Genomic DNA, 21,364 nt, shown 5'->3' with positions numbered 1-21,364 from the left:
ACCCCGTCCCGGCCGGGACGGGGCGTCCCTCAGCGGGCGTACTGGCGGCACTCACCCGTGAAGACGGAGGCGAGTTCGGCCCCGAGCACCGCCCGCGCCAGCTCGGCGGCGCCGGGGCTCCCCCGGTGGACCCGGGTGGCCAGCCCCTCCGTGACGGCGCCCAGGCGGGCGGCGGCCGCGTCGGCGTCGAGGCCGGGCGCCACCTCGCCGCACTCCACGCCGTTGCGCACGGCGCGGACGAGTTCGGCGTGCATGGCGGCTCCGGCGCGGGCGTCCACCTCGGCCAGGGCCGGGTTGTCCAGCGCCCGTCCGGCGAAGGTCCGGATCACGCGGAACTCCGCGCGTCGGGGCCCGTCCAGCGGCAGGTGCTCGGCCAGGGCCGCGCCGAGGATCTCGGCGATGGTGCGCTCGTGCCGGGCGCCCGTCCTGACGATGTCGGCGACACGGGCGGCGACGTCGCCGCTGACGCGCTCGAACGCGTGCAGCAGCATGTCGTCCTTGGACGGGAAGTAGTGCTGCACGAGCCCGACCGACATCCCCGCGCGGGCGGCGGTGCGGGCCACGGTGACGGAGCCGAGGCCGCTGTCGGCGATCAGCTCGCACACGGCCCCGGTGATCTGCGCCCGCCTGTGGGCGTGGTCTGCGGTTCTGGGCACCGCAAGACGGTACCAGGGGCGCCGACGTGACCGTACAGCCGTACGGCGGCGGTGCCGCGGGCGTTTGCCCGGAGGGCGGCATCGGGCAGCCGGAGGACGACGTGGCCCGGCGGCGGCGCGGGCGTCCGCCCGGAGGGGGCGCGCCACCGCCGACCGGGCCCCGGGGTCAGACCCGGTCGAGGAAGCCCCCGTCGACGACCAGGTTCTGCCCGGTGACGAACGAGGCCGCCGGGCCGGCGAGGAAGACCACCGAGCGGGCGACCTCCTCGGGGCGGCCCAGGCGTCCGTAGGGGATGCGCTCGCGGATGCTCTCGTAGAACGCGGGGTCGTTCTCGCGGCGGCGCTCCCACCCCCCGCCGGGGAACTCGGTCGGACCGGGCGAGACGGTGTTGACCCGCACCCCGTCCGGCGCCCACGCACGGGCCAGCGAGGACGCGTGGTGGTTGAGCGCCGCCTTGACGGCGCCGTAGGACCGCGGCCCGGCGGGCGCGGTGGTGTGCAGTGCGGAGGTCGTGGAGACCAGCACGACCGCGCCGCGCCCGGAGGCGCGCAGGTGGGGGCCGGCCGACTCGGTCAGCCGCACGAACGGCATCAGGTCGGCGTCGAACCCGCGCTGCCACTGGTCCGCGGTGGGGGCGCTGCCGCCGGACACGTTGGACACCAGCACGTCCAGCCCGCCGAGCGCCGCCACCGCCTCCTCGACGAAGGACGGCAGCGCGTCGTGGTCCGTGACGTCCAGCTCGCGGGAGAACACCTTCACGCCGGTCCCGCGCAGCTCCTCGGCGGCCCTGGCGAGGGGTTCGGGGCTGCGGGCGCAGATCGCGAGGTCGGCGCCCTCCTCCGCGAACGCCTGGGCGACGGCGCGGCCGATCCCCCGGCTCGCCCCGGTCACGATCACCCGTGCCCCTGACAGTCCCAGATCCATCCGTCCGTACCCTCCGACGCCGTCGTGCTTCCCGGGTTTTCGCGGCCGTCCACCAGGGTCACACGGAAGGCGCCGGGCACACGGGCGCACACGCCGCGACCGGCCTCGGGACGACACGCGGTCGGGAGCCCCGGGGCTCCCGACCGCGTCAACCTACCGCACCGGGGTGCGGGCCTCCGGCGGCCGGGTCAGGCCCCGGTGGAGTGGAAGCCGCCGTCGACGTGGACGGTCTCGCCGGTCGTCGCCGGGAACCAGTCGGACAGCAGCGCCACGACGGCCTTCGCCGCGGGCTCGGGGTCGGTCATGTCCCAGCCCAGCGGGGCGCGCTCGGGCCAGTTCTGGGCCAGTTCGGCGAAGCCGGGGATGCTGCGGGCGGCCATGGTGCTGAGCGGCCCGGCGGAGACCAGGTTGACCCGGATGTCCCGGTCGCCGACGTAGCGCGCCAGGTAGCGGGCGGTGGAGGCGAGCGCGGACTTCGCGACGCCCATCCAGTCGTAGGTGGGGTAGGACACGCTGTTGTCGAAGTCGAGGGCCACGACCGAGCCGCCCCCGCCCATCAGCGGCATCAGGGAGGTGGTCAGGGACTTCAGGGAGAACGTGGACGTGTGCATGGCTGTGGCCACGTCCGGCCACTCCGTGTTGAGGAAGTTCCCGCCCAGGGCGTCCTGCGGCGTGAACCCGATGGAGTGGACGATGCCGTCGAGGCCGTCGACGTGCTCGCCGACGCGGGCCGCGAGGGTGCCGAGCTGCTCGTCGTCGGTGACGTCGAGCTCCAGGACGGGGGGCGTCTCGGGCAGGCGCTTGGCGATGCGCTCCACCAGGCTCATCCGGCCGTAACCGGTGAGCACGAGCGTGGCGCCCTGCTCCTGGGCGAGGCGCGCCACGTGGAAGGCGATGGAGGAGTCGGTGAGCACCCCGGTGACGAGGATGCGCTTACCTTCGAGGATTCCCATGGTTCGGGTGGTCCGTCCTGTCTTGCTGTTCCGGAGGGGGAGCTCCGGTGGCTGCGGTCTGCGAAGTGCGGGGAACGGCCGGCGGCCGGGCGGGGCGGCTCAGTGCCCCATGCCGAGGCCGCCGTCCACGGGGATGACGGCGCCGGTGATGTAGGCGCCCCCCGGGCCGGCGAGGAAGCCCACGGTCCTGGCGATGTCCTCGGCCGAGCCGAGGCGCCCCAGCGGGACGTTCTTCTTGATCTCCGCCTGGCGGTCCTCGCTCAGGACCGCGGTCATGTCGGTCTCGACGAAGCCGGGGGCGACCACGTTGACCGTGATGTTGCGCGAGCCGAGCTCACGGGCGAGGGAGCGCCCGAAGCCGACCAGGCCGGCCTTGGACGCCGCGTAGTTGGCCTGGCCGCCGGAGCCGAGGAGGCCCACCACGGACGAGATGAGGACGACGCGGCCGGAGCGCTTGCGCATCATGCCGCGCACCGCGCGCTTGGTGACGCGGAACGAACCGGTGAGGTTGGTGTCCACGACGGACGAGAAGTCGTCCTCGCTCATCAGGGCCAGGAGCTGGTCCTTGGTGATCCCGGCGTTGGCGACGAGCACCTCGACGGGGCCCTGCGCCTCCTCGACCTCCTTGAAGGCCGCGTCCACCTGGGCGGAGTCGGTGATGTCGCAGCGGACGCCGAGCAGGCCCTCCGGCGGTTCGCCGGAACGGTAGGTCACCGCGACGGAGTCTCCACCGGCGGCCAGCTCACGGGCGATGGCCAGGCCGATTCCGCGGTTGCCGCCGGTGACCAGTACCGAGCGCGACATAGGGGCTCCTCTTCTCCTGCGGCTGCTGTGATCAGCCACGACGTGATGTTCCGGGGGTGGGACCGCATTGCAGCGTACCGAGCTACCGGCCGGTAGACGCAACTGAGGCGGAGAACGACATCGCCCTCCATATCCCCACCAAGCGGTCGGACCTGCCCCGATGCGGCCCCACCGCGTCGGCGCGGGCGGCGCCGCCCGCCGCCGCGCCGCGCGGAGTGACCGTTGTCTCGCCGGACGGGGTACGGGCCGTCAGCCCCTCACCAGGCAGAAGGGATGGCCGGCCGGATCGGTGAGCACCCGCCACACCCCCTCGCCCGGCTGGTGGTCCGGCCTACCCGCGCCCAGCTCCAGCAGGCGGGCCTCCGCCTCGTCCAGGTCCTCGACCGCGAAGTCGAGGTGGAACTGCTGGGGGACGGTCTGGTCGGGCCCGCGCGGGGGCTCCCCGCCGCGGTTCAGGCCCACCCCGCGTCGTGGGCGAGGATGGCGGCCTGGACCCGGTTGGACATGCCCATCTTGGCCAGGATGCGGCTGACGTGCGCCTTCACAGTGGCCTCCCGCATCCCCAGGGCCCGGCCCGCCTCGGCGTTGGACATGCCCTGGGCCACCGCCACGAGCACCGACCGCTCCCGCTCGCTCAGCACCGACAGGCGCCGCGCCGCCTCCTCGCGCCCCGCGGCCGAGTCGGCGGGGGCGGGCGAGGCGAAGCGCTCGAGCATGCGCTTCGTGACGCTGGGGGCGAGCATGGCGTGGCCCTCGTGCACGGTGCGCACCGCGGCGATGAGGTCGCGCGGCGGCGTGTCCTTGAGCAGGAAGCCCACCGCCCCGGCGCGCAGCGCGCTGTGCACGTACTCGTCCAGGTCGAACGTGGTCAGCAGGACCACGCGGGGCGGTTCGGGCAGGGACGTGAGGCGGCCGGCGGCGGTGATCCCGTCGGTGCCGGGCATCCGGATGTCCAGCAGGACCACGTCGGGGCGGAGCTCCTCGGCGAGGCGTACGGCCTCCTCCCCGTCTCCCCCCTCCCCCACGACCTCGATGTCGGGGGCGGAGTCCAGGATCATCCGCAACCCCGACCTGACCAGGAGTTCGTCGTCGACCAGGAGCGTGCGGATCACCGTGCGGGTCCTCTCGTGTCGGTGTGCGAAGGCGGCGGCCGCGCCGGCCTCCGTCGGCGGCCCCGGGCGCGGCTGCCCGGCGGGCCGGGGCGCCCGGGCGCCCTCGGCGGGGTTCACTCCGCGTCCCGGTCCGGGCGGCCGTCGGTTGGCAAGATAGCGCGCATCCGCCACCCCCCGTCGGGGCACACCCCCGCGCTGAGGCTGCCCCCCGCCAGCACCACGCGCTCGTGGAGGCCGGTCAGCCCGAACCCGCTCTGCGGCATGGGCACGGTCGGCGCGGGCGCGGGCTCGTTGGCGACCTCGACCTCGACCTGGCGGGGGCCGTGGTGCAGGCGCACGGCGACCTCCGCGCCGGGGGCGTGCTTGGCCGCGTTGGTCAGCCCCTCCTGGACGATCCGGTAGGCGGTGCGCTCGACCCCGGACGCCAGGGGCCGCACCCGCCCCGTCTCCTCCCTGCGCACGACCATGCCCGCGGTGCTCCACTCGCCGATGAGCCGGTCCAGGTCCGCCAGGACGGGCTGGGGCGCCGTGGGCGCGGCGGCGGTCGTCTCGTCGCGCAGCACTCCCAGGATCCCGCGCAGCTCGGACAGCGCCTCCCGTCCCGTGGTGCGGATCAGGCCCGCGGCCTCCACCGTCCGGGCGTCCTCCGAGGACACCTCCAGCCCGCCCGCGTGCAGCACCATGAGGCTGACCCTGTGGGCGACCACGTCGTGCATCTCCCGCGCGATCCGGGTGCGCTCGGTGGTGAGGGCCTGCTCGGCCATCAGGTGCTGTTCGCGTTCGAGTCGCTCGGCCCGCTCGTGGAGCCGTTCGACCAGCTGGCGCCTGGTCCCGATCCACAAGCCCGCCGTCACCGGGACGACGAGGAAGAACACCACGGCGATGACGTACGTGAGGCCGTTGGTCCCGTAGCCGCCGCCGGTGGCCAGGCACAGCAGGGCGAACCAGGCCGCGAGCAGCCTGCGGTTGTCGAAGTAGACGGCGTACGAGTAGATGGCGATCGAGGCCGGGACGAAGTTGCCGAAGCCCGCCAGGAGGACGACCGCTATCAGGAGCAGCCACTTGGGCCGGGTGCGCCGGAACAGGATGGCGGCGGCCGCCACGAAGGCCGGGACCACGGAGAGGACGACGGCGAGGCCGAGCAGCGCGATCATCGCGCTCACGGACCCGGAGCGCGAGAGGACGGCGGAGCCGGACTCGATCGCACCGCTGAAGACGCCGTTGACGCCCACCTGGAGGAGCAGGCTCAGCGGCAGGGTCCCCAGGGCGTAGAGCCAGTCGGCGATGCGGAGCCTGCGGTCCCACCACCACTGCCAGTTGCTCCGCCACCGGGCGCCGACGGACCGCCCCCTGTCGTTGACCCAGGTCCTCATGGTGCGGATTCTACGGGCGGCCGCCGGCGGCCCCCCGCGTCCGGCGGCCGTCCCGCCGTGCCGCCGCGGCCACTCGACTTTCGCGTCATCGCAGTTCAGAGCCCTTGCATCGGTCGATCGACACGGACGGTGACGGGCCCACCCCCGACGAAAGTCGGCGGGTCGGCCAGACGAAGGAGTCCCGAACCCGGCGCGCACCCCTCCTTCGGCCGACCCCGGGATCGGCCCAGCGGTGGACGCCCGGGCGGTTCCCGCGGGCCTAGCGTTGTGGTGTGCCGGGCCGGACGAGAGGTCCCCCGGCGGGCAACACCGATCAACCACTCCCCGCACATCCGTCGTCCCACCGTCTCTGGAGCTGTCTGTCGTGACCGAGTCCACTGTGAAAACCGTCCCCCCGGTCGCCTCGCCACCGGTCGTGGTCGCGCGGGGCCTCACCAAGACCTACGACACCGGCGACAGCAAGGTCCACGCCCTGGCCGGGGTCGACGTGGAGTTCCACCGGGGCGCGTTCACCGCGATCATGGGCCCCTCCGGCTCCGGCAAGTCCACGCTGATGCACTGCCTGGCCGGGCTGGACGTGGCGACGTCCGGCACCGTGCACCTGGGGCGCACCGAGATCACCGGTCTGCGCGACGCCGAGCTGACCCTGCTGCGCCGCGACCGGATCGGGTTCATCTTCCAGTCGTTCAACCTGCTGCCGATGCTCACGGCCGAGCAGAACATCCTGCTGCCCTCCCAGATCGCCAAGCGCGCGGTCGACAAGGAGCGCTTCGAGCACATCGTTGACGTGGTCGGGCTGCGCGACCGGCTCCACCACCTGCCCGCGAAGCTCTCCGGCGGGCAGCAGCAGCGCGTGGCCGTCGCCCGTGCCCTGCTCAACGCCCCCGAGGTGGTCTACGCCGACGAGCCCACCGGCAACCTGGACTCGCGTTCGGGCTCGGAGGTCCTGGCCTTCCTGCGCGGCTCCGCCCGCGACCTGCACCAGACCATCGTCATGGTCACCCACGACCCCGTCGCGGCCTCCTACGCCGACCGCGTGGTGTTCCTCCGCGACGGCCGCCTGGTGGACGAGGTCCTCGAGCCCACCGCCGAACTGGTCTCCGCGCGGCTGCTGAAGCTGGAAGAGGTCTGATCCATGCTGCGCACCACACTCGCCGGGCTGCGGATGCACAAGTCCCGGTACGTCACCACGGTGATGGCCATCCTGCTAGGCGTCATGTTCGTCTCGGGCACGATGGTGTTCGCCGACACGCTCAACGCCAACTACGAGAAGTCCGTCATGGGCTCCGCCACCAGCGTCGACGCGATCGCGGTCCCCACCGCGGAGGAGCCGGAGGACCCGGCGGAGCCCTCGGAGCCGGAACCGCTGACCGACGCCCAGCTGGACGGCGTCCGGGCCCTGCCCGAGGTGGCCGCGGCCGACGGCATCGTCAGCGGACAGGCCGTGCTCCTGGACCGTGACGGCCGCGCGTTCGGCTTCATGCCGCCCGCCGCCATCTCCATCGGGGAGCCCAGCCGCTTCTCCGCGGCCGAGGGCGAGCTGCCCGGGGGCCCCGACGAGCTGGCCCTGGCCGGCTCCACCGCCGAGCAGGCGGGCTTCGGGGTCGGCGACACGGTGACGGTGCTCGACCCCGCGCAGGAGGAGCGCGAGTTCACCGTGACCGGCCTGGTCGACTTCGGCGTGGACCCGGGCTACAGCTACGGCGGCGCGCTCGTCTTCTCCCCCGACACCGTCGGGGAGATGACCGGCGCCGCCGGCTACACCGAGATCGACGTGCTCGCCTCGGAGGGCCACACCGACGAGCAGGCGGCCGAGGCCGTCGCGGCCCTGCTGGGCGACAGCGCGGAGGTGCAGACGGGTGAGGCCTTCGGCCTGGAGATGGCCGAGTCCGCCGGCGGCGACACCGCGATGATGCGGACCGCGCTGCTGCTGTTCGCGTTCATCGCCATGTTCGTGGCGGGGATCGTCATCTACAACACCTTCGCCATCCTCATCGCCCAGCGCCAGCGGGAGATGGCCCTCCTGCGCTGCGTCGGCGCCAAGCGGGGCCAGGTGTTCCGGTCCGTCCTGCTGGAGTCGGTGGCGGTCGGGCTGATCGCCTCCGCCCTCGGCGTCCTGGCGGGCGTCGGCATCGGCATGGCCGGTGCGGCGTTCGGCGGCCCGCTGCTGGGCATGGGCGGCTCGGTCCCCGTGGTGATCACGCCGGTCGCCGTGGTCGTGGGCCTGGCGGTCGGCACCGTGGTGACCGTCTGCTCCGCCCTGGTCCCGGCCACGCGCGCCACCCGGGTCCCGCCGCTGGCCGCGCTGCGCACCAGCGCGACCGCGGGCGGCCTGGAGAAGGGCACCGGGTGGATGCGCGTCGTGTTCGGCCTGCTGACCTTCCTGGTCTCGGCCGCGCTGGTGACCCTGACCCAGGTGTCCGGCCCGAACCAGTTGGGGCCGGTCATCGTGACGGCGGCCGCCCTCATCGCCTTCGTGGGCGTGGTCGTGCTGGGCCCGCTCCTGGTGCGCGGCATCGTCCGCCTGGTCGGCGTCCCGCTGCGCAGGGTCGGCGTGCCGAGCATGCTGGCGGTGGACAACTCCACCCGCAGTCCGCGCAGGGCCGCCACCGCGATGATCGCCCTGACGGTGGGCGCCACGCTCATCACCGGCTACTCGGTGGTCAGCGCCTCCCTGGAGACCACCATGACCCGGATGCTCGACGAGCAGTTCCCGGTGGACTACCAGGTCAGCGCCCAGTACTCGATGGACGGCGCCTCCGGCGGCGACACCGCCGCCGAGGAGGCCCCCGCGGAGGACGGCGCCCCGGCCGAGGACACCGTGCAGCCCCCGCCCGACGGCGCGCAGGAGGGGCAGGAGGGCGAGGGCCCGGTCGACGGCGCCCCGGCCGAGGACGGCGCGGCCGAGGACGGCGGGACCTCCCCGGAGGAGGGGGCCGACACGTCCGCGTCCGACGGGACCGGCATGCCCCTCGTCCCCACCGCGGTCGAGCACGCCCTCGCGGAGAGCCCCCTCCTGGACAAGGTGATCGCCCAGCGCGGAGGCACGGTCGAGGGCTACGGCGCCTCCCCCGTGGGCTCGCTCCCCGTCAGCACCTACGACGGCGCCGAGCTCGGCGTCGACATCACCGGCGAGGCCGTCGAGGGCGAGATCTCCGGGTTCGGTCCCGGCGAGGTGCTGGTCTCCGAGGGGTTCGCCGACGGTCTGGGTGTGGGCGACACCCTCTCCCTGCCGTCCCCGGACGGCGGGGTCGACCTGGAGATCGCCGCGGTCCTGGCCGACGCCCAGACCCTGCGGGGCGCGGTCGTCTCCCCGGAGGACTTCGCCACGCTGTTCCCCGACACCACCGACAGCGAGATGGTCTACGTCCGCGCGGCCGAGGGCGCCGACGCCTCCGAGGTGCGCGACGCCGTCTACACGGCGGTGGACGACCACCCGACCATGCAGGTCATGTCGGTGGCCGAGATGAAGAACCAGTTCTCGGACATGATGGACATCGCCTTCTACACCATCGCGGCGATGCTGGGCCTGGCGATCGTCATCGCGGTGTTCGGCATCTCCAACACGATGGCGCTGTCGGTGCTGGAGCGCACCCGCGAGTCCGCCTTGCTGCGCGCGCTGGGCCTGGCCAAGGGGCAGCTGCGCCGGATGCTGGGCGTCGAGGCGGTCCTGCTGTGCCTGATCGGCGCCGGCATCGGCATCGTGCTGGGCGTGGTGTTCGGCTGGGCGGCGGGCGCGGCGACCCTGCCCGACATGGTGCTCACCGTTCCGGCCGGGCAGATCGCGGTGTTCATCGCCGTGGCCGTGCTCGCGGGCCTGCTGGCGTCGGTGCTGCCCGCCCGCCGGGCCGCCGGGGCCTCCATCACGGGGGCGCTCGCCAGCGAGTAGGCGCAGGTCACATCCTGCACAACTCGGGGACAAGAGACGCGGACCCCCGCCTCCGGGCGGGGGTCCGCGCCGTACTGTGGACCGGGGGTGTGTGCTGTGGCTGGATCTGCTTCGGTACCGGCGACGAGCGGCGCGGTGGCCTGGGGGACGCCGGCCGCCCGGTGGATGCTGACCGCCACCGTGCTCGGCTCGGGGATGGCCTTCCTCGACTCGACGGTGGTGACGGTGGCGCTGCCCGCCGTCCAGGAGGACCTGGGCACGGGGCTGTCCGGGTTGCAGTGGATCGTCAACGGCTACATGGTGACGCTCTCCGCGCTCATCCTGCTCAGCGGCTCCCTGTCGGACCGGTTCGGCAGGGTCCGTCTGTTCATGGCGGGCGTGGCCGTGTTCGCCCTGGCGTCGGCGCTGTGCACGTTCGCGCCCACCCTGGAGTGGCTGATCGCCGGACGCGTGGTGCAGGGCGTGGGAGGCGCCCTGCTCACGCCGGGGAGCCTGGCCATCCTCCAGGCGGGCTTTCGCGAGCAGGACCGCGCGCGGGCGATCGGGGCGTGGTCCGGGCTGACCGGGGTGGCCTCCGCGGTGGGGCCGTTCGTGGGCGGCTGGCTGGTGCAGATCGGCGACTGGCGCCTCATCTTCCTCATCAACCTGCCGCTCGCCGCGGCGGTGCTGGCGATCGCCTGGTTCAAGGTGCCGGAGTCGCGCGACGCCCGGGCCTCCCGGAAGCTCGACTACCCGGGCGCGCTGCTGGGGGTCGTGGCCCTGGGCGGGATCACCTACGCGCTGATCCAGTGGGGCGCGGTCGGCGGCACCCCGGCCGTGTGGACCGGCGCGGTGGTCGGCGTGCTGTCCCTGGGCGCCTTCCTCGCGGTGGAGGCGCGCACCGCGAACCCCATGCTGCCCCTGGGGATCTTCTCCTCCGCCTCGTTCAGCGTGACGAACGCGGCGACGGTGCTGATCTACGGATCGCTGGGCCCCCTCCTGTTCCTGCTGGTCATCCACCTCCAGGAGGTGGCCGGGTACTCGCCGGTCGCGGCGGGGGCAGCGTCGCTGCCGATCACGCTCCTGATGCTCGCCCTCTCCGCGCGGTCGGGCAAGCTCGCCGCCCGGATCGGCCCGCGGACCCAGCTGGTGGCGGGCCCGCTGCTGCTGGCCGCGGGGTTCGTGCTGCTGTCCCGCCTGGGCCCGGACGCGCCCTACCTGACGGGGGTGCTCCCCGGGGTCCTCCTGGTGGCGCTGGGGCTGTCGACGACGGTGGCGCCGCTGACGGCGACGGTGCTCGCCTCGGTGTCCGAGCGGCACGCGGGGCTGGCGTCGGGGGTGAACAACACGTTCGCGCGCGCCGCGCAGCTCATCGGCGTGGCCGCGGTCCCCGTCCTGGCGGGGATCGGCGGCTCCGGGAGCCAGGAATCCGGGTCGGGCGCCGCGTCGGCGGAGATCGCCCAGGGGTTCGGCCCGGCGATGCTGATCCTGGCGGGCCTGTGCGTCCTGGCCTCCCTGTGCGCGCTGGCGCTGCCGCGCGGGCGGATGCCCGAGGCGGCGGAGACGGCCGAACGCGGTGCGGCGGCCGAACGCGGTGCGGCGGCCGAGGGGGCCGCGGCCCCGCGCGCCGACGACCGGCCGGTGCGGTTCTGCGGTGTGGCGGGGCCGCCGCTGCGCTCGTGCCCGGGCTCGACGGCCGGGGAGGTCCCGGACGGCCGGGGGCCGGGCGCGACGCCCTCCTGAGGGACGCTGCGCGCGAGTCCCCGGACCCCTCCCCCGGTCTCGGGGCGCACCGTCCTCCCGAGGGACACGGGGCCGGGGGCCGACCGCGTGTGGGACCCCGGGGCGCCGCCGGGGAGGGCGCCCGCCGGGCCGGGGCAGCGCGCGGCCCCGGCGGCCGGAGGGCCTGCCGGGGCCTCGAGGGGTACGGCCGCGTGGCGCCGGCCGGATACGGCGGGCCGGTCCCGGGCCGGGCCGGCCGGGCACCGGTCCCCCGCCACGGGTCCCGGATCAGGCGTCCGGGGCCCCGGTGTCCTTGGGGTCCTCCGCGTCGGGCACGTAGCCGGCCGGGTCCGCGGTGCGGTCGCGCTCGTCCGCGCCGTGCGCGTCGGCCCGGTGGGCGTCGGCCTCACCGGGGTGAGGACTCCTCACCGCCGCGCCCTCGCCGACGTCGGGGGAGTACCCGTCGTCGATCTCGTTGACGGCCTCCTCCTCGGCGCTCCGGGTCTCCCCGCCCCAGCTCTGCCGCGGGTACACGTCGTTGCGCTCGTCCCGGACCGCTTCGCTGATCCCCCGCTCGCCCCGGCTGTCGTCATCCTCGAAGTCGTACTCCTGGATGTCGTAATCCGGTTCGATACGCCGCTCGAGCTCGGCGGCCTCGCTCTCCTCGGGGTCGTCACCCATGTCGGTGTCCACGTCATAGGGCTCTTCGGTCACTGTGTTCTCCCCCTTCCCACGTTTCCACCGATGCTCTCAGACGAGCGAGCGGATGTGAAGGAAGGCGGGCCGGAGCTAGCGCCTGCGGGACCTCTCGGCACGACGCAGGCGCAGAGGGCGCAGGGCGGCCTCCAGGGCGACGGCGCCGTCGAGCTTGCTCTCGCCGGCGACGCGGTCCTCGAAGTGGATGGGGATCTCCATCATCTTCTGGCCCCTGCGGTGGGCCCGGTAGTGCATCTCCACCTGGAAGGCGTAGCCGGTGCTCTCGATGCTGGGCAGGTCGAGGACGCGCAGCGCCGAGGCCCGCCAGATCTTGAACCCGGCGGTGACGTCGCGCACGGGGATGGACAGCACGGCCTTGACGTAGGCGTTGGCCCAGCCGCTGAGGAGGCGCCGCCGCACGCCCCACTGCTCGGAGAGGCTCCCGCCCGGCACGTAGCGGCTGCCGATGACCACCCCGGCGTTGGTGGAGTGCAGGGTGCCCAGGAGCTGCGGGACGTAGCCCACCGGGTGGCTGAGGTCGGCGTCCATCTGCACGACGTAGTCGGCGCCCTCCTCCAGGGCGCGGTTCATGCCCTCCACGTAGGCGCGGCCGAGGCCGTCCTTGGCGGTGCGGTGCAGGACGCCGACCCGCCCGGGGAACTCGACGGCGAGCTTGTCCGCGACCTCGCCGGTGCCGTCCGGGGAGTTGTCGTCCACGACCACGACCCTGAGGCGGGGTAGGTCCAGGCTCATGAGCTGCCCGACCAGCACGGGGAGGTTGGCCGCCTCGTCGTAGGTGGGGACGACGACCGTCAGGCGCGAGTCCGCCCAGGGCTCGGGGAGCGCCACGGGCTCGGGGGTGACGCGCACCGGTTCGGACGGGACGTGCGGCGGCGTCGGCTGTGAGGGCATGCGCGGCGGCTCCTGCGTATGGGCGGCGGTCGGTCGGGAGGGCGGACTGGGGTGGGCCCAGGATCACGCACCGGGCGCCGACAGCGCAATGGGCGTGAACGGTAGGGTACGCGGTCCTTCCGACCGGTCGCGGCGGGGCGGTCTCACTCGCCCCGTTCGTCGGCGACCACGGCGACGTGGACGAGTGCCCCCAGCTCCTCCAGGGTCATCAGCACCTCGGGGTCGGCGCTGCTGTCGGTGACGAGGTGGGCGATCTCCTCCGGGGCGACGGTGGGCACCATGGTGTCGGCGCCGATCTTGGTGTGGTCGGCCAGGACGATGGTCTCGTCCGCGCAGGCCGCCAGCGCGCGGTCGACGCTGGCCACCGCGGGGTTGGGGGTGCTCAGCCCCCGGTCGGCGCTGACCCCGTTGCCGGAGAGGAAGGCCCGGTTGACGCGGAGCCCGGACAGGCTCACCTCCGCCGCCGCCCCGACCAGCGCCCGTATCGGTCCGTGCAGGGTGCCGCCGGTCACCACCACCTCGACCCGCGCGGCCTCGGCGAGGACGTCGGCGACGCGCAGGGAGTTGGTGACCACGGTCAGGTCGTGGCGGGTGAGGAGCTCCTTGGCGAAGGCCTCCGCGGTGCTGCCGGGGCCGATGCTGATGGCGTCGCCGGGGCGGACCAGCCGTGCGGCGGCCACCGCGATCGCGGCCTTCTCCGCGGCGCACTGGCCGCTCTTGCCGGAGTAGCTCTGCTCGTGGCCGATCCGGCCGGGCAGGGCGACCCCGCCGCGCCGGCGGTCCACGACCCCCTCGGCCTCCAGCGCGCGCACGTCGCGGCGGACGGTGACCTCCGAGGCGCGGACCTTGGCGGCGATGTCGCGCAAGGACATGGTGCCGTTGGCGCGCACGAGTTCGAGAATGCGCTCCCGTCGCTCGGCGGCGAACGCCGGACGGCTTTCCTCGGCCATGTGGACCCACCTTCACCCGTGCCAACGCACGGGCGTGGTCCCGCGCCGCTCTAGAGTACGGACCGGTCCCGGGCCGCGGGTTGCTCCGCCTCGGGCTTCTCGGTCAGGAGGGTGACGATGACGACCGCCGTCAGCGCGACCAGGCCGATGAGCGCACCTGCTCCGAACAACACGAAGACAGACATTCGGGCCTCCCCAGGGGACGGGCTGACCTGCCATTAACCGAATTCCCGGTTTGGGTTGACCTCACACCACCCAACGCGGGGAAAGTCGGGTGACAATGAGGAGCATGAAGCTCGACCCCGCGCCCCCGGCCCACGAGGTCTGGTGGGCCCACACCTCCACCGCCGACGACCGCCTGCTGCGCCTGCTGGACGAGGAGGAACGGGCGCGCAACGCCCGCTTCCGCCACCAGGCCGACCGCGACCGGCACCTGCTGGGCCGTTCGATGGCCCGCCTGGTCCTGGCGGACCGGGCCGGCTGCCCGCCCGAGAAGGTCGCCTTCGACCTGCGCTGCCGTTCGTGCGAGGAGAAGGAGCGCACCGGCGCGGGCCCCGGGGACGCCGCTCCGCACGGCAAGCCGCTCCCCTCCGGGCCCGCCCAGGGGTGGGAGGTCTCGGTCAGCCACTCGGGCGAGTGGGTCGTCCTCGCCGTCTCCGAGGGCGTGCCCGTGGGGGTCGACGTCGAACGGGTCTCCGAGGCCCGCGACCTGGCGGGGCTGGCGGGCTACACGCTGGCCGCGCCCGAGCACGCGGCCTGGGAGCGCCTGGCCCCCGAGGACCGGGTCGGCGCCTTCTTCCGGTACTGGGCGCGCAAGGAGGCCCTCCTCAAGGCGACCGGTCTGGGCCTGTCGGGCGGTCTGCGCAGGGTCCTGGTGAGCCCTCCCCACGACGACGCGGCGCTGCTCTCCTGGGAGGGCGGCGGCGGCCCGGAGTCCGCGGCCCTGACCGACCTGGAGTGCGCCGAGGGGTACCGCTCGGCGCTGGCCGCGCTGGCCCCGGGGCCTCTGGAGCCCGTGGTGCGCACCGCCGGGGACACGGCGGGGCTGCTCCGCTCCTAGGCCGTGGCCGGCGGGTCCCGGGCTCACGGCCCCCGGACCGCCTCTCGCCGCGCCGCCCGCGCCCGGACAGCCGCCCCGGGCCCGCCTCCGCGCCCCGTCCTGCGGGAGAGGGCCCGGCGACCGCCCGCGGCGATCGGCGCAGGCGCCGAGCCGACCGAGAGCACCCCGGGCCGTGGCCGGGGGTCCGGCCCCGCCGCCCCTGCCCCGTACCCGTGACCGGCCACGGGTACGGGGTCACCGGGGCAGGGGCCCCTCGCGCCGGTGCGACGGGACCGGCCGCCGGGCCCGCCGTCCGGTCAGCTCCCCTCCTTGGCCAGGTGGCGGCTGATCACGAGGCGCTGGACCTGGTTGGTGCCCTCCACGATCTGGAGCACCTTGGCCTCGCGCATGTAGCGCTCGACGGGGAAGTCGCGCGTGTACCCGTAGCCCCCGAAGACCTGGACCGCGTCGGTGGTGACCCGCATCGCGGTGTCGGTCGCCATCAGCTTGGCCATGGCCGCCTGCCTGCCGAAGGGCCGGCCGGCGTCGCGCAGCGCGGCCGCGGACAGGTACAGGGCGCGGGAGGCGGCGATCTGCGTGGCCATGTCCGCGAGCATGAAGCCGACGCCCTGGAAGTCGCCGATCGCGCTGCCGAACTGGCGGCGCTCCCGGGAGTAGGCCACGGCGGCGTCGAGGGCGGCCTGGGCGACGCCCACGGCGCAGGCGGCGATGCCCAGGCGGCCGGAGTCGAGCGCGGACAGGGCGATGCCGAACCCCTGGCCCTCCTCGCCGATCAGGGCGTCGGCCCCGATCCCGACGTCGTCGAGGAGGACCCCGGCCGTCGGGGAGGAGCGCATGCCCATCTTGCGTTCGGGCGGCGCCGAGCCCAGCCCCGGGGTGCCGTCCGGGACGTGGAAGCAGCTGATCCCCCGCGCCCCCGAGTCCGGCGCGCCGGTGCGGGCGAAGAGGGAGTAGTAGTCGGCCTCGCCGCCGTGGGTGATCCACGCCTTGGCGCCGTTGAGCCGGTATCCGCCCTCCACCGGCTCGGCGCGGGTGGTCATGGCGGCGGCGTCGGACCCGGACGCGGTCTCGGAGAGGCAGTAGGCGCCGAGGAGGTCGCCGCCGAGCATGGCGGGCAGGAGGGCGGCCTTCTGCTCCTCGCTGCCGAAGGCCGCGAGCGGGTAGCAGGACAGGGTGTGGACGCTGACGCCCAGCCCCACCGCGAGCCACCCGCGGGCCAGTTCCTCCACCACCTGGAGGTAGACCCCGTAGGGCTGGTCCCCGCCGCCGTACTCGCCGGGGTAGGGGAGCCCGAGCAGGCCGGCCCCGCCCAGGAGCCGGAAGACCTCCCGGGGGAAGACCCCCTCCTCCTCGTCCTGGGAGGCACGGGGGGCGAGCTCTTTGTCGACGATCTCCCCGGTCAGATCGAGAAGCTGTTCCGCCTCGGGTGTGTGCAGCATGCGTTCGACCGCCATGAGCCTCTCCCACGGTTCCGCGCCGGCCCCATCCAACGACTGGATGTAGTAGGACGTCCAACTATATGGTGACGAGCGGCACCCTATCCCAAGGCGCGGGCGCGCACGAGGCCCGGGGCGCCCGCCTCTCGACAAAGGGGAATCGGACCCCCGATCCCCTGGACGGCCCGACTCGCAGCGGCCTCCGCGACAGCACGTCTGTACACGAGCCCCCTCCCCGTCCTAGATTCCACGCATGGACCTCGAACTCCGCCACCTGCGCACCATCTGCCTCCTGGCCGACACCGGCAGCGTGACCAAGGCGGCCGCGGCGCTCTCCACGTCCCAGCCCGCCCTCACGACGCAGCTCCAGCGGATCGAGCGGGAGGTCGGCGGACCCCTCTTCCACCGCGGGCGCTCGGGGGTCCGCCCGACCGAGCTCGGGGAGTTCGTCCTGGTCCGCGCGCGCTCGGTCCTGCTCTCCATGGACGACCTGCTGCACGACATCACCGCGCGCGGGGCCTCCCCCTCCACGCTCCGCGTGGGCGGCGTCGGGCCGCTGACCATCGAGCTGTCGGCGCGGCTCCCGGAGGTCTTCCCGAACGTCCCCGTGCACGTGCGCACCGAGTACTCCCCCAAACTGGTCACCGACCTGGTCCGCGCCGGGCGCCTGGACCTGGGGACCACCATCGACTACGTGGACCGCGACCTGTCCACGGACGGCCCGCTGGCCTGGGCGATGCTCTCGGTGGAACCGCTGCACGTGGCCCTGTGGGCGGAACACCCGCGCGCGCACCAGACACTGATCCGGCTGGGCGACCTGGCCGAGTCCCCGTGGGCGCTGACCCCTCCGGACGGCACCGGATGGCCCGAGTGCTTCTACCTGGCCTGCCAGCGCGCGGGCTTCACCCCCGAGGTGCCCTACCGGCTCTACGACCGGTCGGAGATCCGCGACCTCATCGCCGACCGCCGGGCGATCGCCCCCTGCCAGTCCGACTTCGACACCGGCGAGGACGTGGTGATACGTCCGCTGGAGGGCGCGCCCATACAGCTGCGGCACCTCCTGGTCTGGCGGCGCGACAGCGCGGTGCACCAGGCCTCCGACGCCGTCGCGCGGCTGGCGCGCGAGATCCTGCGGGGGGCTCCCCGGCCCGCGGGCTCGGTCAGCTCGGTCGAGGCCGTCGCCACCGGCGCCGGAAGCGGCGCCGCCCCCGGCGACGGCGCGCCCCGTGCCCTGGCCGGCCCCTCCGGCGGACGGACGTCCGACCGGCCCGACAGCTGACCCCGCCCCGGCGGAGGCCCGCGGGAGCGACCGGACAGGGCGGCCCTCCGACCGCGGTGGGCGCCGCGTCCGTCGGAAGCGGCCCCGAGCGGCCGGGCGTTCCGGCCGGGGAGAGCGGGCACGGGCCCCGCCCCGCGCGACGGCCCCGCGACCGCGTCCACGCGCCCGCCGCGCGGTGATCCGCGCCACGGTTCCCGCGCGCCCCACGCCTGCGACGGCGCGCCGGACACCGGTCACGGACCGCGATCCCGTACGGGGCCGCCCCTGCGCCCGCACCCGGCCACGGTGCCCGCGGTACGCGCGGCACCCGCTCGGGTTGCAGTGGCGTGCGACACGCGTATGGTGTTTACTCGCAAGTAACGTACCCGCCAGTAGGGTTTCCCCCCGTTTTCCTCTCCCCCATCCGCCCACTACTCCCCCAGGGGCTACCCACCCAGTCTGATCAGGCGCGACCTAGTCCAGGACACCATTCATGCGACCACTGAGCACCATCGCCTCGGCACTCGCCGTCGCGGTTCTCGTCTCCTCCTGCTCCGGCGGACGGACCGCGGAGGAGGAAGCCGCGGCCCTCGAGGCCGACACCCGGGGGGTCAGTGACGACGCCGTCGTCATCGGCACGCACCAGCCCCTCACCGGACCGGCCTCCCCCGGGTTCCGCCACGTGTCCACGGGCGCCCGCGCGGTGTTCGACTACATCAACGACAACGGCGGCATCCACGGGCGCCGGATCCAGTACCAGGTCCAGGACGACGCGTTCGACCCCGCGCAGACGATGGAGGCCACCGAGACCCTCATCGAGGACCAGGAGATCTTCGCGATGCTCGGCGGCCTGGGGACGCCGACCCACGAGGCGGTGATCGACGACCTCAACGAGGAGGGCGTCCCCGACCTCTTCGTCTCGTCCGGCGCCCTCGCCTGGGACCAGCCGGAGGTCTACCCCTACAGCTACGGGTTCCAGGTCGACTACTCCAAGGAGGCCAAGGTCCAGGGCAGCTTCATCGCGGAGAACTTCCCCGGTGACGACGTGGGCCTGCTGTACCAGAACGACGACGTCGGCCCCTCCTCCCACGCCGGGATCGAGCAGTACCTCACCGAGGAGATCGTGGCCTGGGAGTCCTACGACCCCGGGGTCCCCGAGCTCGACGGGCAGGTCGCCGAGCTGAAGGCGTCCGGCGCCGACATCGCCGTCTGCTACTGCATCCCCGCGTTCCTGGGCATGGCCATCCTGGAGGCCGCCTCGATCGGGTACACCCCGCAGTGGGTCGCCCCCAGCTTCGGCGGGGACGTGGAGATCATCACCGGGCTCGTCGAGGAGTACGCGGAGGGCACCGCCGCCGAGGACGTCCCGCCCGAGTCCTTCACGGACGGGCTCATCATCACCGCGTTCCTGCCGATGGCGGCCCAGCGCGAGGACCCGTGGACCGAGTTCTACCTGGAGATCCACGAGGAGTACAACGAGGGCACACCGTTCACCGACACGACCGTGTACGGCATGGTGCAGGCGACGCTGTTCGCCCAGCTGCTGATGGAGGTCGGCCCCGACCTGACCCGGCAGAACCTGGTCGACACCCTGCACGCCAACGAGTGGACCGGCCCGGGCCTGGTCCCGTTCGTGGCCACCGAGGACGACCACAGCGGGTACTCCGGCGTCATGGTGGTGCGGAACAGGGCCGGGGAGGAACCCGAGGTCCTCCAGGAGCCGATGGTCACCGACAGCGACGGCGGGGAGATCCTCCCCTTCGAGCTGGAACGCCCCGCCCCCGACGAGGTGGCCCTCTTCGACGGCGCCTCCGGCGGATAGGGCGGGACGGGCGGCGGTCCCTGCCCGGGGCCGCCGCCGTCACCCCCCGGCCCGCGCCGCGGACCGTGCCCGCAGCCACCACGCGGCGCCGACCACCACCGTGAGCAGCACCCCTGCCACGGTCACCGGCACGCCCAGGTCGGCTCCCCCGCTCCCGACGAGCACCAGCGCCGCCGTCGCGGGGACCGCACCCGCCAACGTGCCCGCCGCGAAGGGCCACACGCCCGCCCGGGCCAGCCCGAGACCGTAGTTGACCGCCTGGTAGGGCACCACCGGCAACAGCCTCAGCTGGAGCACCGCCACGAACGCGTGACCGCCCACCAGGGCGTCCAGCCGCGCGCGAATGCCCGGGGGCAGCCGCCTCGCCACCGCGTCGCCCGCCACGTGCCGCGCCACCGCGAACTGGGCCAGGGCCGCGCACACACCGCCCGCCAGGGCCAGCGCGAGGCCGAGCGGGAACCCGAACACCAGTCCCGCCAGGGCGTTCAGGGCCGGCCGCGGCACCAGCGCGAAGACGGCGACGACGTACACGACCAGGTAGACCGCGGGGCCGGCCGCGCCCGCCCCCTCCACCCGGCTCCGCAGGGCGTCCGCCCCGGGCACGTGGAGCAGGGCGAACACCACCACCGCCGCCCAGGCCGCGAGCAGCACGAACCGCGACACCCGCGCCCCGCGCCCGCCTCCGCCGCCCGTCCCCTCCCCCATCCCGGAAGCCTATGCCGCGCCGCGTCAGCGGCGCTCCAGGCGCGGGAACACCACCTGCTTCAGGATGATCGTGAGCGCCGCCACCGTGGGGATCGCCAGGAGCGCGCCGACGAGCCCCAGCAGCGTCCCGCCGACCAGCGCGGCGGTGATGTTCGCGGTCGGCGCCACGTCCACCGCGTGGCGCATCACCCGCGGCGAGATCACGTAGCTCTCGATCTGCTGGTAGACCAGGAAGAACACCAGCGTGACCAGTCCCAGCAGCGGACTCTCCAGGGCCACCGCCGCGGAAGCGGCCAGCGCGCCGATGGTGGTGCCCACCAGCGGGATGAGCGCGGTCACCGCCACCACGAGCGCCAGGGTGAGGGCGTAGGCCGAGCCGACAGCCCACAGGAAGAAGAACGCCACCACCCCGCCGAAGGCCGCCACCACCAGCTGGCCCGCGATGAACGCACCGATGCGCCGGACGATCTCGTCGCCGATCCGGCGCACCCCGTCGCGGCTGGAGCGGGGCACGAACCGGTAGGACACGTCCAGGATCCCGGGCAGCGACGCCATGAAGAACAGCGTCAGGATGAACACCGTGAACGTGGCGAACAGGGTGTTGAACACGACCTGCCCGACGCCGACCAGCCCTCCGAAGAGCTGCTGCCCGAAATCGGGGGCCGTGACCAGGCCCTCGAGCCGGTCCAGGACGTCGTAGCGCCGCTCCAGGTCCGCGAAGAACGGCGTGCGCCGGAGGCTGTCCACCGTGTCCGGAAGGCTCGCGGCGAAGCTCGCCGCCTGTTCGGTGAGCGGGGGCACGATCGCCCAGACGAACACGGCGGCGAAGAGCACCATCGCCAGGCACACCGTGAGGACGGCCCCCCAGCGCGGCATGCGCGCGCGGTCGCGCAACCCCTCGATCACGGGGTTGAGCCCGACCGCGAGGAACAGCGCGACGAGGATGTACACCAGGACCGCGCGGACCCCGATCAGCGCCTCGACGAGCAGCCAGGCGGTGAGGACGCCCAGGGCGCCGACGAACCCGAGGAGGAAGTAGTTGGGGTGCCTCGGTCCGTCCCCGCCCGCGGGCAGAGCGGTCAGTCCGCTTCCGGGTGGCATGTCCCTGTCCC

The 21,364-nt window shown here is 74.1% G+C and carries 20 protein-coding genes; 6 read left to right on the top strand and 14 right to left on the bottom strand.

Annotated elements, in window-relative coordinates:
- Window positions 1–29 precede the first annotated feature (29 nt).
- From ACQPYD_RS10295 to ACQPYD_RS10265, 7 genes are all read right to left on the bottom strand, one after another.
- Window positions 30–656: a TetR family transcriptional regulator C-terminal domain-containing protein gene (locus tag ACQPYD_RS10295; protein WP_433700756.1), complete on the bottom strand. Its 627-nt coding sequence runs from the start codon at window positions 654–656 to the stop codon at window positions 30–32.
- 166 nt (window positions 657–822) lie between these two features.
- On the bottom strand, window positions 823–1,581 hold the full coding sequence (locus tag ACQPYD_RS10290; protein WP_433700755.1) for an SDR family NAD(P)-dependent oxidoreductase: 759 nt from the start codon (window positions 1,579–1,581) through the stop codon (window positions 823–825).
- A 188-nt stretch (window positions 1,582–1,769) separates the two neighbouring features.
- The gene (gene fabI / locus ACQPYD_RS10285; protein ID WP_433700754.1) at window positions 1,770–2,534 is read right to left on the bottom strand and encodes an enoyl-ACP reductase FabI; all 765 of its coding nucleotides are present in this window, start codon (window positions 2,532–2,534) and stop codon (window positions 1,770–1,772) included.
- A 99-nt stretch (window positions 2,535–2,633) separates the two neighbouring features.
- A complete protein-coding gene (locus ACQPYD_RS10280; protein WP_330159964.1) occupies window positions 2,634–3,338 on the bottom strand; it encodes a beta-ketoacyl-ACP reductase in 705 nt (234 codons plus the stop codon).
- Window positions 3,339–3,587: 249 nt separating this feature from the next.
- Window positions 3,588–3,800: a VOC family protein gene (locus tag ACQPYD_RS10275; protein ID WP_433700753.1), complete on the bottom strand. Its 213-nt coding sequence runs from the start codon at window positions 3,798–3,800 to the stop codon at window positions 3,588–3,590.
- A complete protein-coding gene (locus ACQPYD_RS10270; RefSeq protein WP_267949228.1) occupies window positions 3,791–4,450 on the bottom strand; it encodes a response regulator in 660 nt (219 codons plus the stop codon). The genes ACQPYD_RS10275 and ACQPYD_RS10270 overlap by 10 nt, the downstream gene beginning before the upstream one ends.
- Window positions 4,451–4,563: 113 nt before the next feature.
- A complete protein-coding gene (locus ACQPYD_RS10265; protein WP_433700752.1) occupies window positions 4,564–5,823 on the bottom strand; it encodes a sensor histidine kinase in 1,260 nt (419 codons plus the stop codon).
- 364 nt (window positions 5,824–6,187) lie between these two features.
- On the opposite strand from ACQPYD_RS10265, the gene ACQPYD_RS10260 reads away from it, so the two are divergent.
- The 3 genes from ACQPYD_RS10260 (at window position 6,188) to ACQPYD_RS10250 (ending at window position 11,434) form a co-directional block, all read left to right on the top strand.
- Entirely contained in the window at window positions 6,188–6,955 is a 768-nt protein-coding gene (locus ACQPYD_RS10260) for an ABC transporter ATP-binding protein (protein WP_330159967.1), read from the top strand.
- A gap of 3 nt (window positions 6,956–6,958) precedes the next feature.
- Window positions 6,959–9,712 carry an FtsX-like permease family protein gene (locus tag ACQPYD_RS10255; protein ID WP_433700751.1) on the top strand — a complete coding sequence of 918 codons (2,754 nt, stop codon included), beginning with the start codon at window positions 6,959–6,961 and terminating at the stop codon, window positions 9,710–9,712.
- Between the two features lie 96 nt (window positions 9,713–9,808).
- Window positions 9,809–11,434: an MFS transporter gene (locus ACQPYD_RS10250; protein WP_433700750.1), complete on the top strand. Its 1,626-nt coding sequence runs from the start codon at window positions 9,809–9,811 to the stop codon at window positions 11,432–11,434.
- Window positions 11,435–11,701: 267 nt separating this feature from the next.
- Here the strand turns inward: ACQPYD_RS10250 and ACQPYD_RS10245 are convergent, their stop codons facing one another.
- The 4 genes from ACQPYD_RS10245 to ACQPYD_RS10230 form a co-directional block, all read right to left on the bottom strand.
- The gene (locus tag ACQPYD_RS10245) at window positions 11,702–12,127 is read right to left on the bottom strand and encodes a hypothetical protein (RefSeq protein WP_267949223.1); all 426 of its coding nucleotides are present in this window, start codon (window positions 12,125–12,127) and stop codon (window positions 11,702–11,704) included.
- A gap of 75 nt (window positions 12,128–12,202) precedes the next feature.
- Window positions 12,203–13,021: a polyprenol monophosphomannose synthase gene (locus ACQPYD_RS10240; RefSeq protein WP_433700749.1), complete on the bottom strand. Its 819-nt coding sequence runs from the start codon at window positions 13,019–13,021 to the stop codon at window positions 12,203–12,205.
- A gap of 143 nt (window positions 13,022–13,164) precedes the next feature.
- Window positions 13,165–13,971: a DeoR/GlpR family DNA-binding transcription regulator gene (locus tag ACQPYD_RS10235; RefSeq protein WP_267949221.1), complete on the bottom strand. Its 807-nt coding sequence runs from the start codon at window positions 13,969–13,971 to the stop codon at window positions 13,165–13,167.
- A gap of 50 nt (window positions 13,972–14,021) precedes the next feature.
- Complete coding sequence (locus tag ACQPYD_RS10230) at window positions 14,022–14,156, bottom strand: hypothetical protein (protein ID WP_433700748.1); 135 nt, start codon at window positions 14,154–14,156, stop codon at window positions 14,022–14,024.
- A 95-nt stretch (window positions 14,157–14,251) separates the two neighbouring features.
- Here ACQPYD_RS10230 and ACQPYD_RS10225 point away from each other — a divergent pair, with 95 nt between their 5' ends.
- Complete coding sequence (locus ACQPYD_RS10225; RefSeq protein WP_433702015.1) at window positions 14,252–15,031, top strand: 4'-phosphopantetheinyl transferase family protein; 780 nt, start codon at window positions 14,252–14,254, stop codon at window positions 15,029–15,031.
- Window positions 15,032–15,327: 296 nt separating this feature from the next.
- On the opposite strand, the gene ACQPYD_RS10220 is transcribed toward ACQPYD_RS10225, so the two are convergent.
- The gene (locus ACQPYD_RS10220) at window positions 15,328–16,485 is read right to left on the bottom strand and encodes an acyl-CoA dehydrogenase family protein (RefSeq protein ID WP_433700747.1); all 1,158 of its coding nucleotides are present in this window, start codon (window positions 16,483–16,485) and stop codon (window positions 15,328–15,330) included.
- A gap of 235 nt (window positions 16,486–16,720) precedes the next feature.
- Between ACQPYD_RS10220 and ACQPYD_RS10215 the strand changes: the two genes are divergently transcribed.
- Together ACQPYD_RS10215 and ACQPYD_RS10210 are read left to right on the top strand one after the other, a co-directional pair.
- Window positions 16,721–17,746 carry a LysR family transcriptional regulator gene (locus ACQPYD_RS10215; protein WP_433700746.1) on the top strand — a complete coding sequence of 342 codons (1,026 nt, stop codon included), beginning with the start codon at window positions 16,721–16,723 and terminating at the stop codon, window positions 17,744–17,746.
- Window positions 17,747–18,218: 472 nt separating this feature from the next.
- The gene (locus ACQPYD_RS10210) at window positions 18,219–19,547 is read left to right on the top strand and encodes an ABC transporter substrate-binding protein (RefSeq protein ID WP_433700745.1); all 1,329 of its coding nucleotides are present in this window, start codon (window positions 18,219–18,221) and stop codon (window positions 19,545–19,547) included.
- A 39-nt stretch (window positions 19,548–19,586) separates the two neighbouring features.
- On the opposite strand, the gene ACQPYD_RS10205 is transcribed toward ACQPYD_RS10210, so the two are convergent.
- On the bottom strand, window positions 19,587–20,252 hold the full coding sequence (locus ACQPYD_RS10205; RefSeq protein ID WP_433700744.1) for a TVP38/TMEM64 family protein: 666 nt from the start codon (window positions 20,250–20,252) through the stop codon (window positions 19,587–19,589).
- A 24-nt stretch (window positions 20,253–20,276) separates the two neighbouring features.
- Window positions 20,277–21,353, bottom strand: coding sequence for an AI-2E family transporter (locus tag ACQPYD_RS10200; protein WP_433700743.1), 1,077 nt, complete (start codon window positions 21,351–21,353; stop codon window positions 20,277–20,279).
- Window positions 21,354–21,364: the final 11 nt, after the last annotated feature.

The organism is Nocardiopsis sp. CA-288880 (assembly GCF_050955985.1).
In the GTDB taxonomy this organism is placed as follows: Bacteria; Actinomycetota; Actinomycetes; order Streptosporangiales; family Streptosporangiaceae; genus Nocardiopsis; species Nocardiopsis tropica.
The sequence above is the reverse complement of the archived record's forward strand: the minus strand, read 5'-3'. Positions and strand labels throughout refer to the sequence as shown.

Bases quoted from the DNA above. Each gene is read 5' to 3' on its own strand.
- ACQPYD_RS10265 (WP_433700752.1), bottom strand. From the start codon at position 5,823: ATGAGGACCTGGGTCAACGACAGGGGGCGGTCCGTCGGCGCCCGGTGG.
- ACQPYD_RS10235 (WP_267949221.1), bottom strand. From the start codon at position 13,971: ATGGCCGAGGAAAGCCGTCCGGCGTTCGCCGCCGAGCGACGGGAGCGC.
- ACQPYD_RS10210 (WP_433700745.1), top strand. From the start codon at position 18,219: ATGCGACCACTGAGCACCATCGCCTCGGCACTCGCCGTCGCGGTTCTC.
- ACQPYD_RS10290 (WP_433700755.1), bottom strand. From the start codon at position 1,581: ATGGATCTGGGACTGTCAGGGGCACGGGTGATCGTGACCGGGGCGAGC.
- ACQPYD_RS10205 (WP_433700744.1), bottom strand. From the start codon at position 20,252: ATGGGGGAGGGGACGGGCGGCGGAGGCGGGCGCGGGGCGCGGGTGTCG.
- ACQPYD_RS10225 (WP_433702015.1), top strand. From the start codon at position 14,252: ATGAGGAGCATGAAGCTCGACCCCGCGCCCCCGGCCCACGAGGTCTGG.
- ACQPYD_RS10280 (WP_330159964.1), bottom strand. From the start codon at position 3,338: ATGTCGCGCTCGGTACTGGTCACCGGCGGCAACCGCGGAATCGGCCTG.
- ACQPYD_RS10215 (WP_433700746.1), top strand. From the start codon at position 16,721: ATGGACCTCGAACTCCGCCACCTGCGCACCATCTGCCTCCTGGCCGAC.
- ACQPYD_RS10220 (WP_433700747.1), bottom strand. From the start codon at position 16,485: ATGGCGGTCGAACGCATGCTGCACACACCCGAGGCGGAACAGCTTCTC.
- ACQPYD_RS10240 (WP_433700749.1), bottom strand. From the start codon at position 13,021: ATGCCCTCACAGCCGACGCCGCCGCACGTCCCGTCCGAACCGGTGCGC.
- ACQPYD_RS10200 (WP_433700743.1), bottom strand. From the start codon at position 21,353: ATGCCACCCGGAAGCGGACTGACCGCTCTGCCCGCGGGCGGGGACGGA.
- ACQPYD_RS10255 (WP_433700751.1), top strand. From the start codon at position 6,959: ATGCTGCGCACCACACTCGCCGGGCTGCGGATGCACAAGTCCCGGTAC.
- ACQPYD_RS10230 (WP_433700748.1), bottom strand. From the start codon at position 14,156: ATGTCTGTCTTCGTGTTGTTCGGAGCAGGTGCGCTCATCGGCCTGGTC.
- fabI (WP_433700754.1), bottom strand. From the start codon at position 2,534: ATGGGAATCCTCGAAGGTAAGCGCATCCTCGTCACCGGGGTGCTCACC.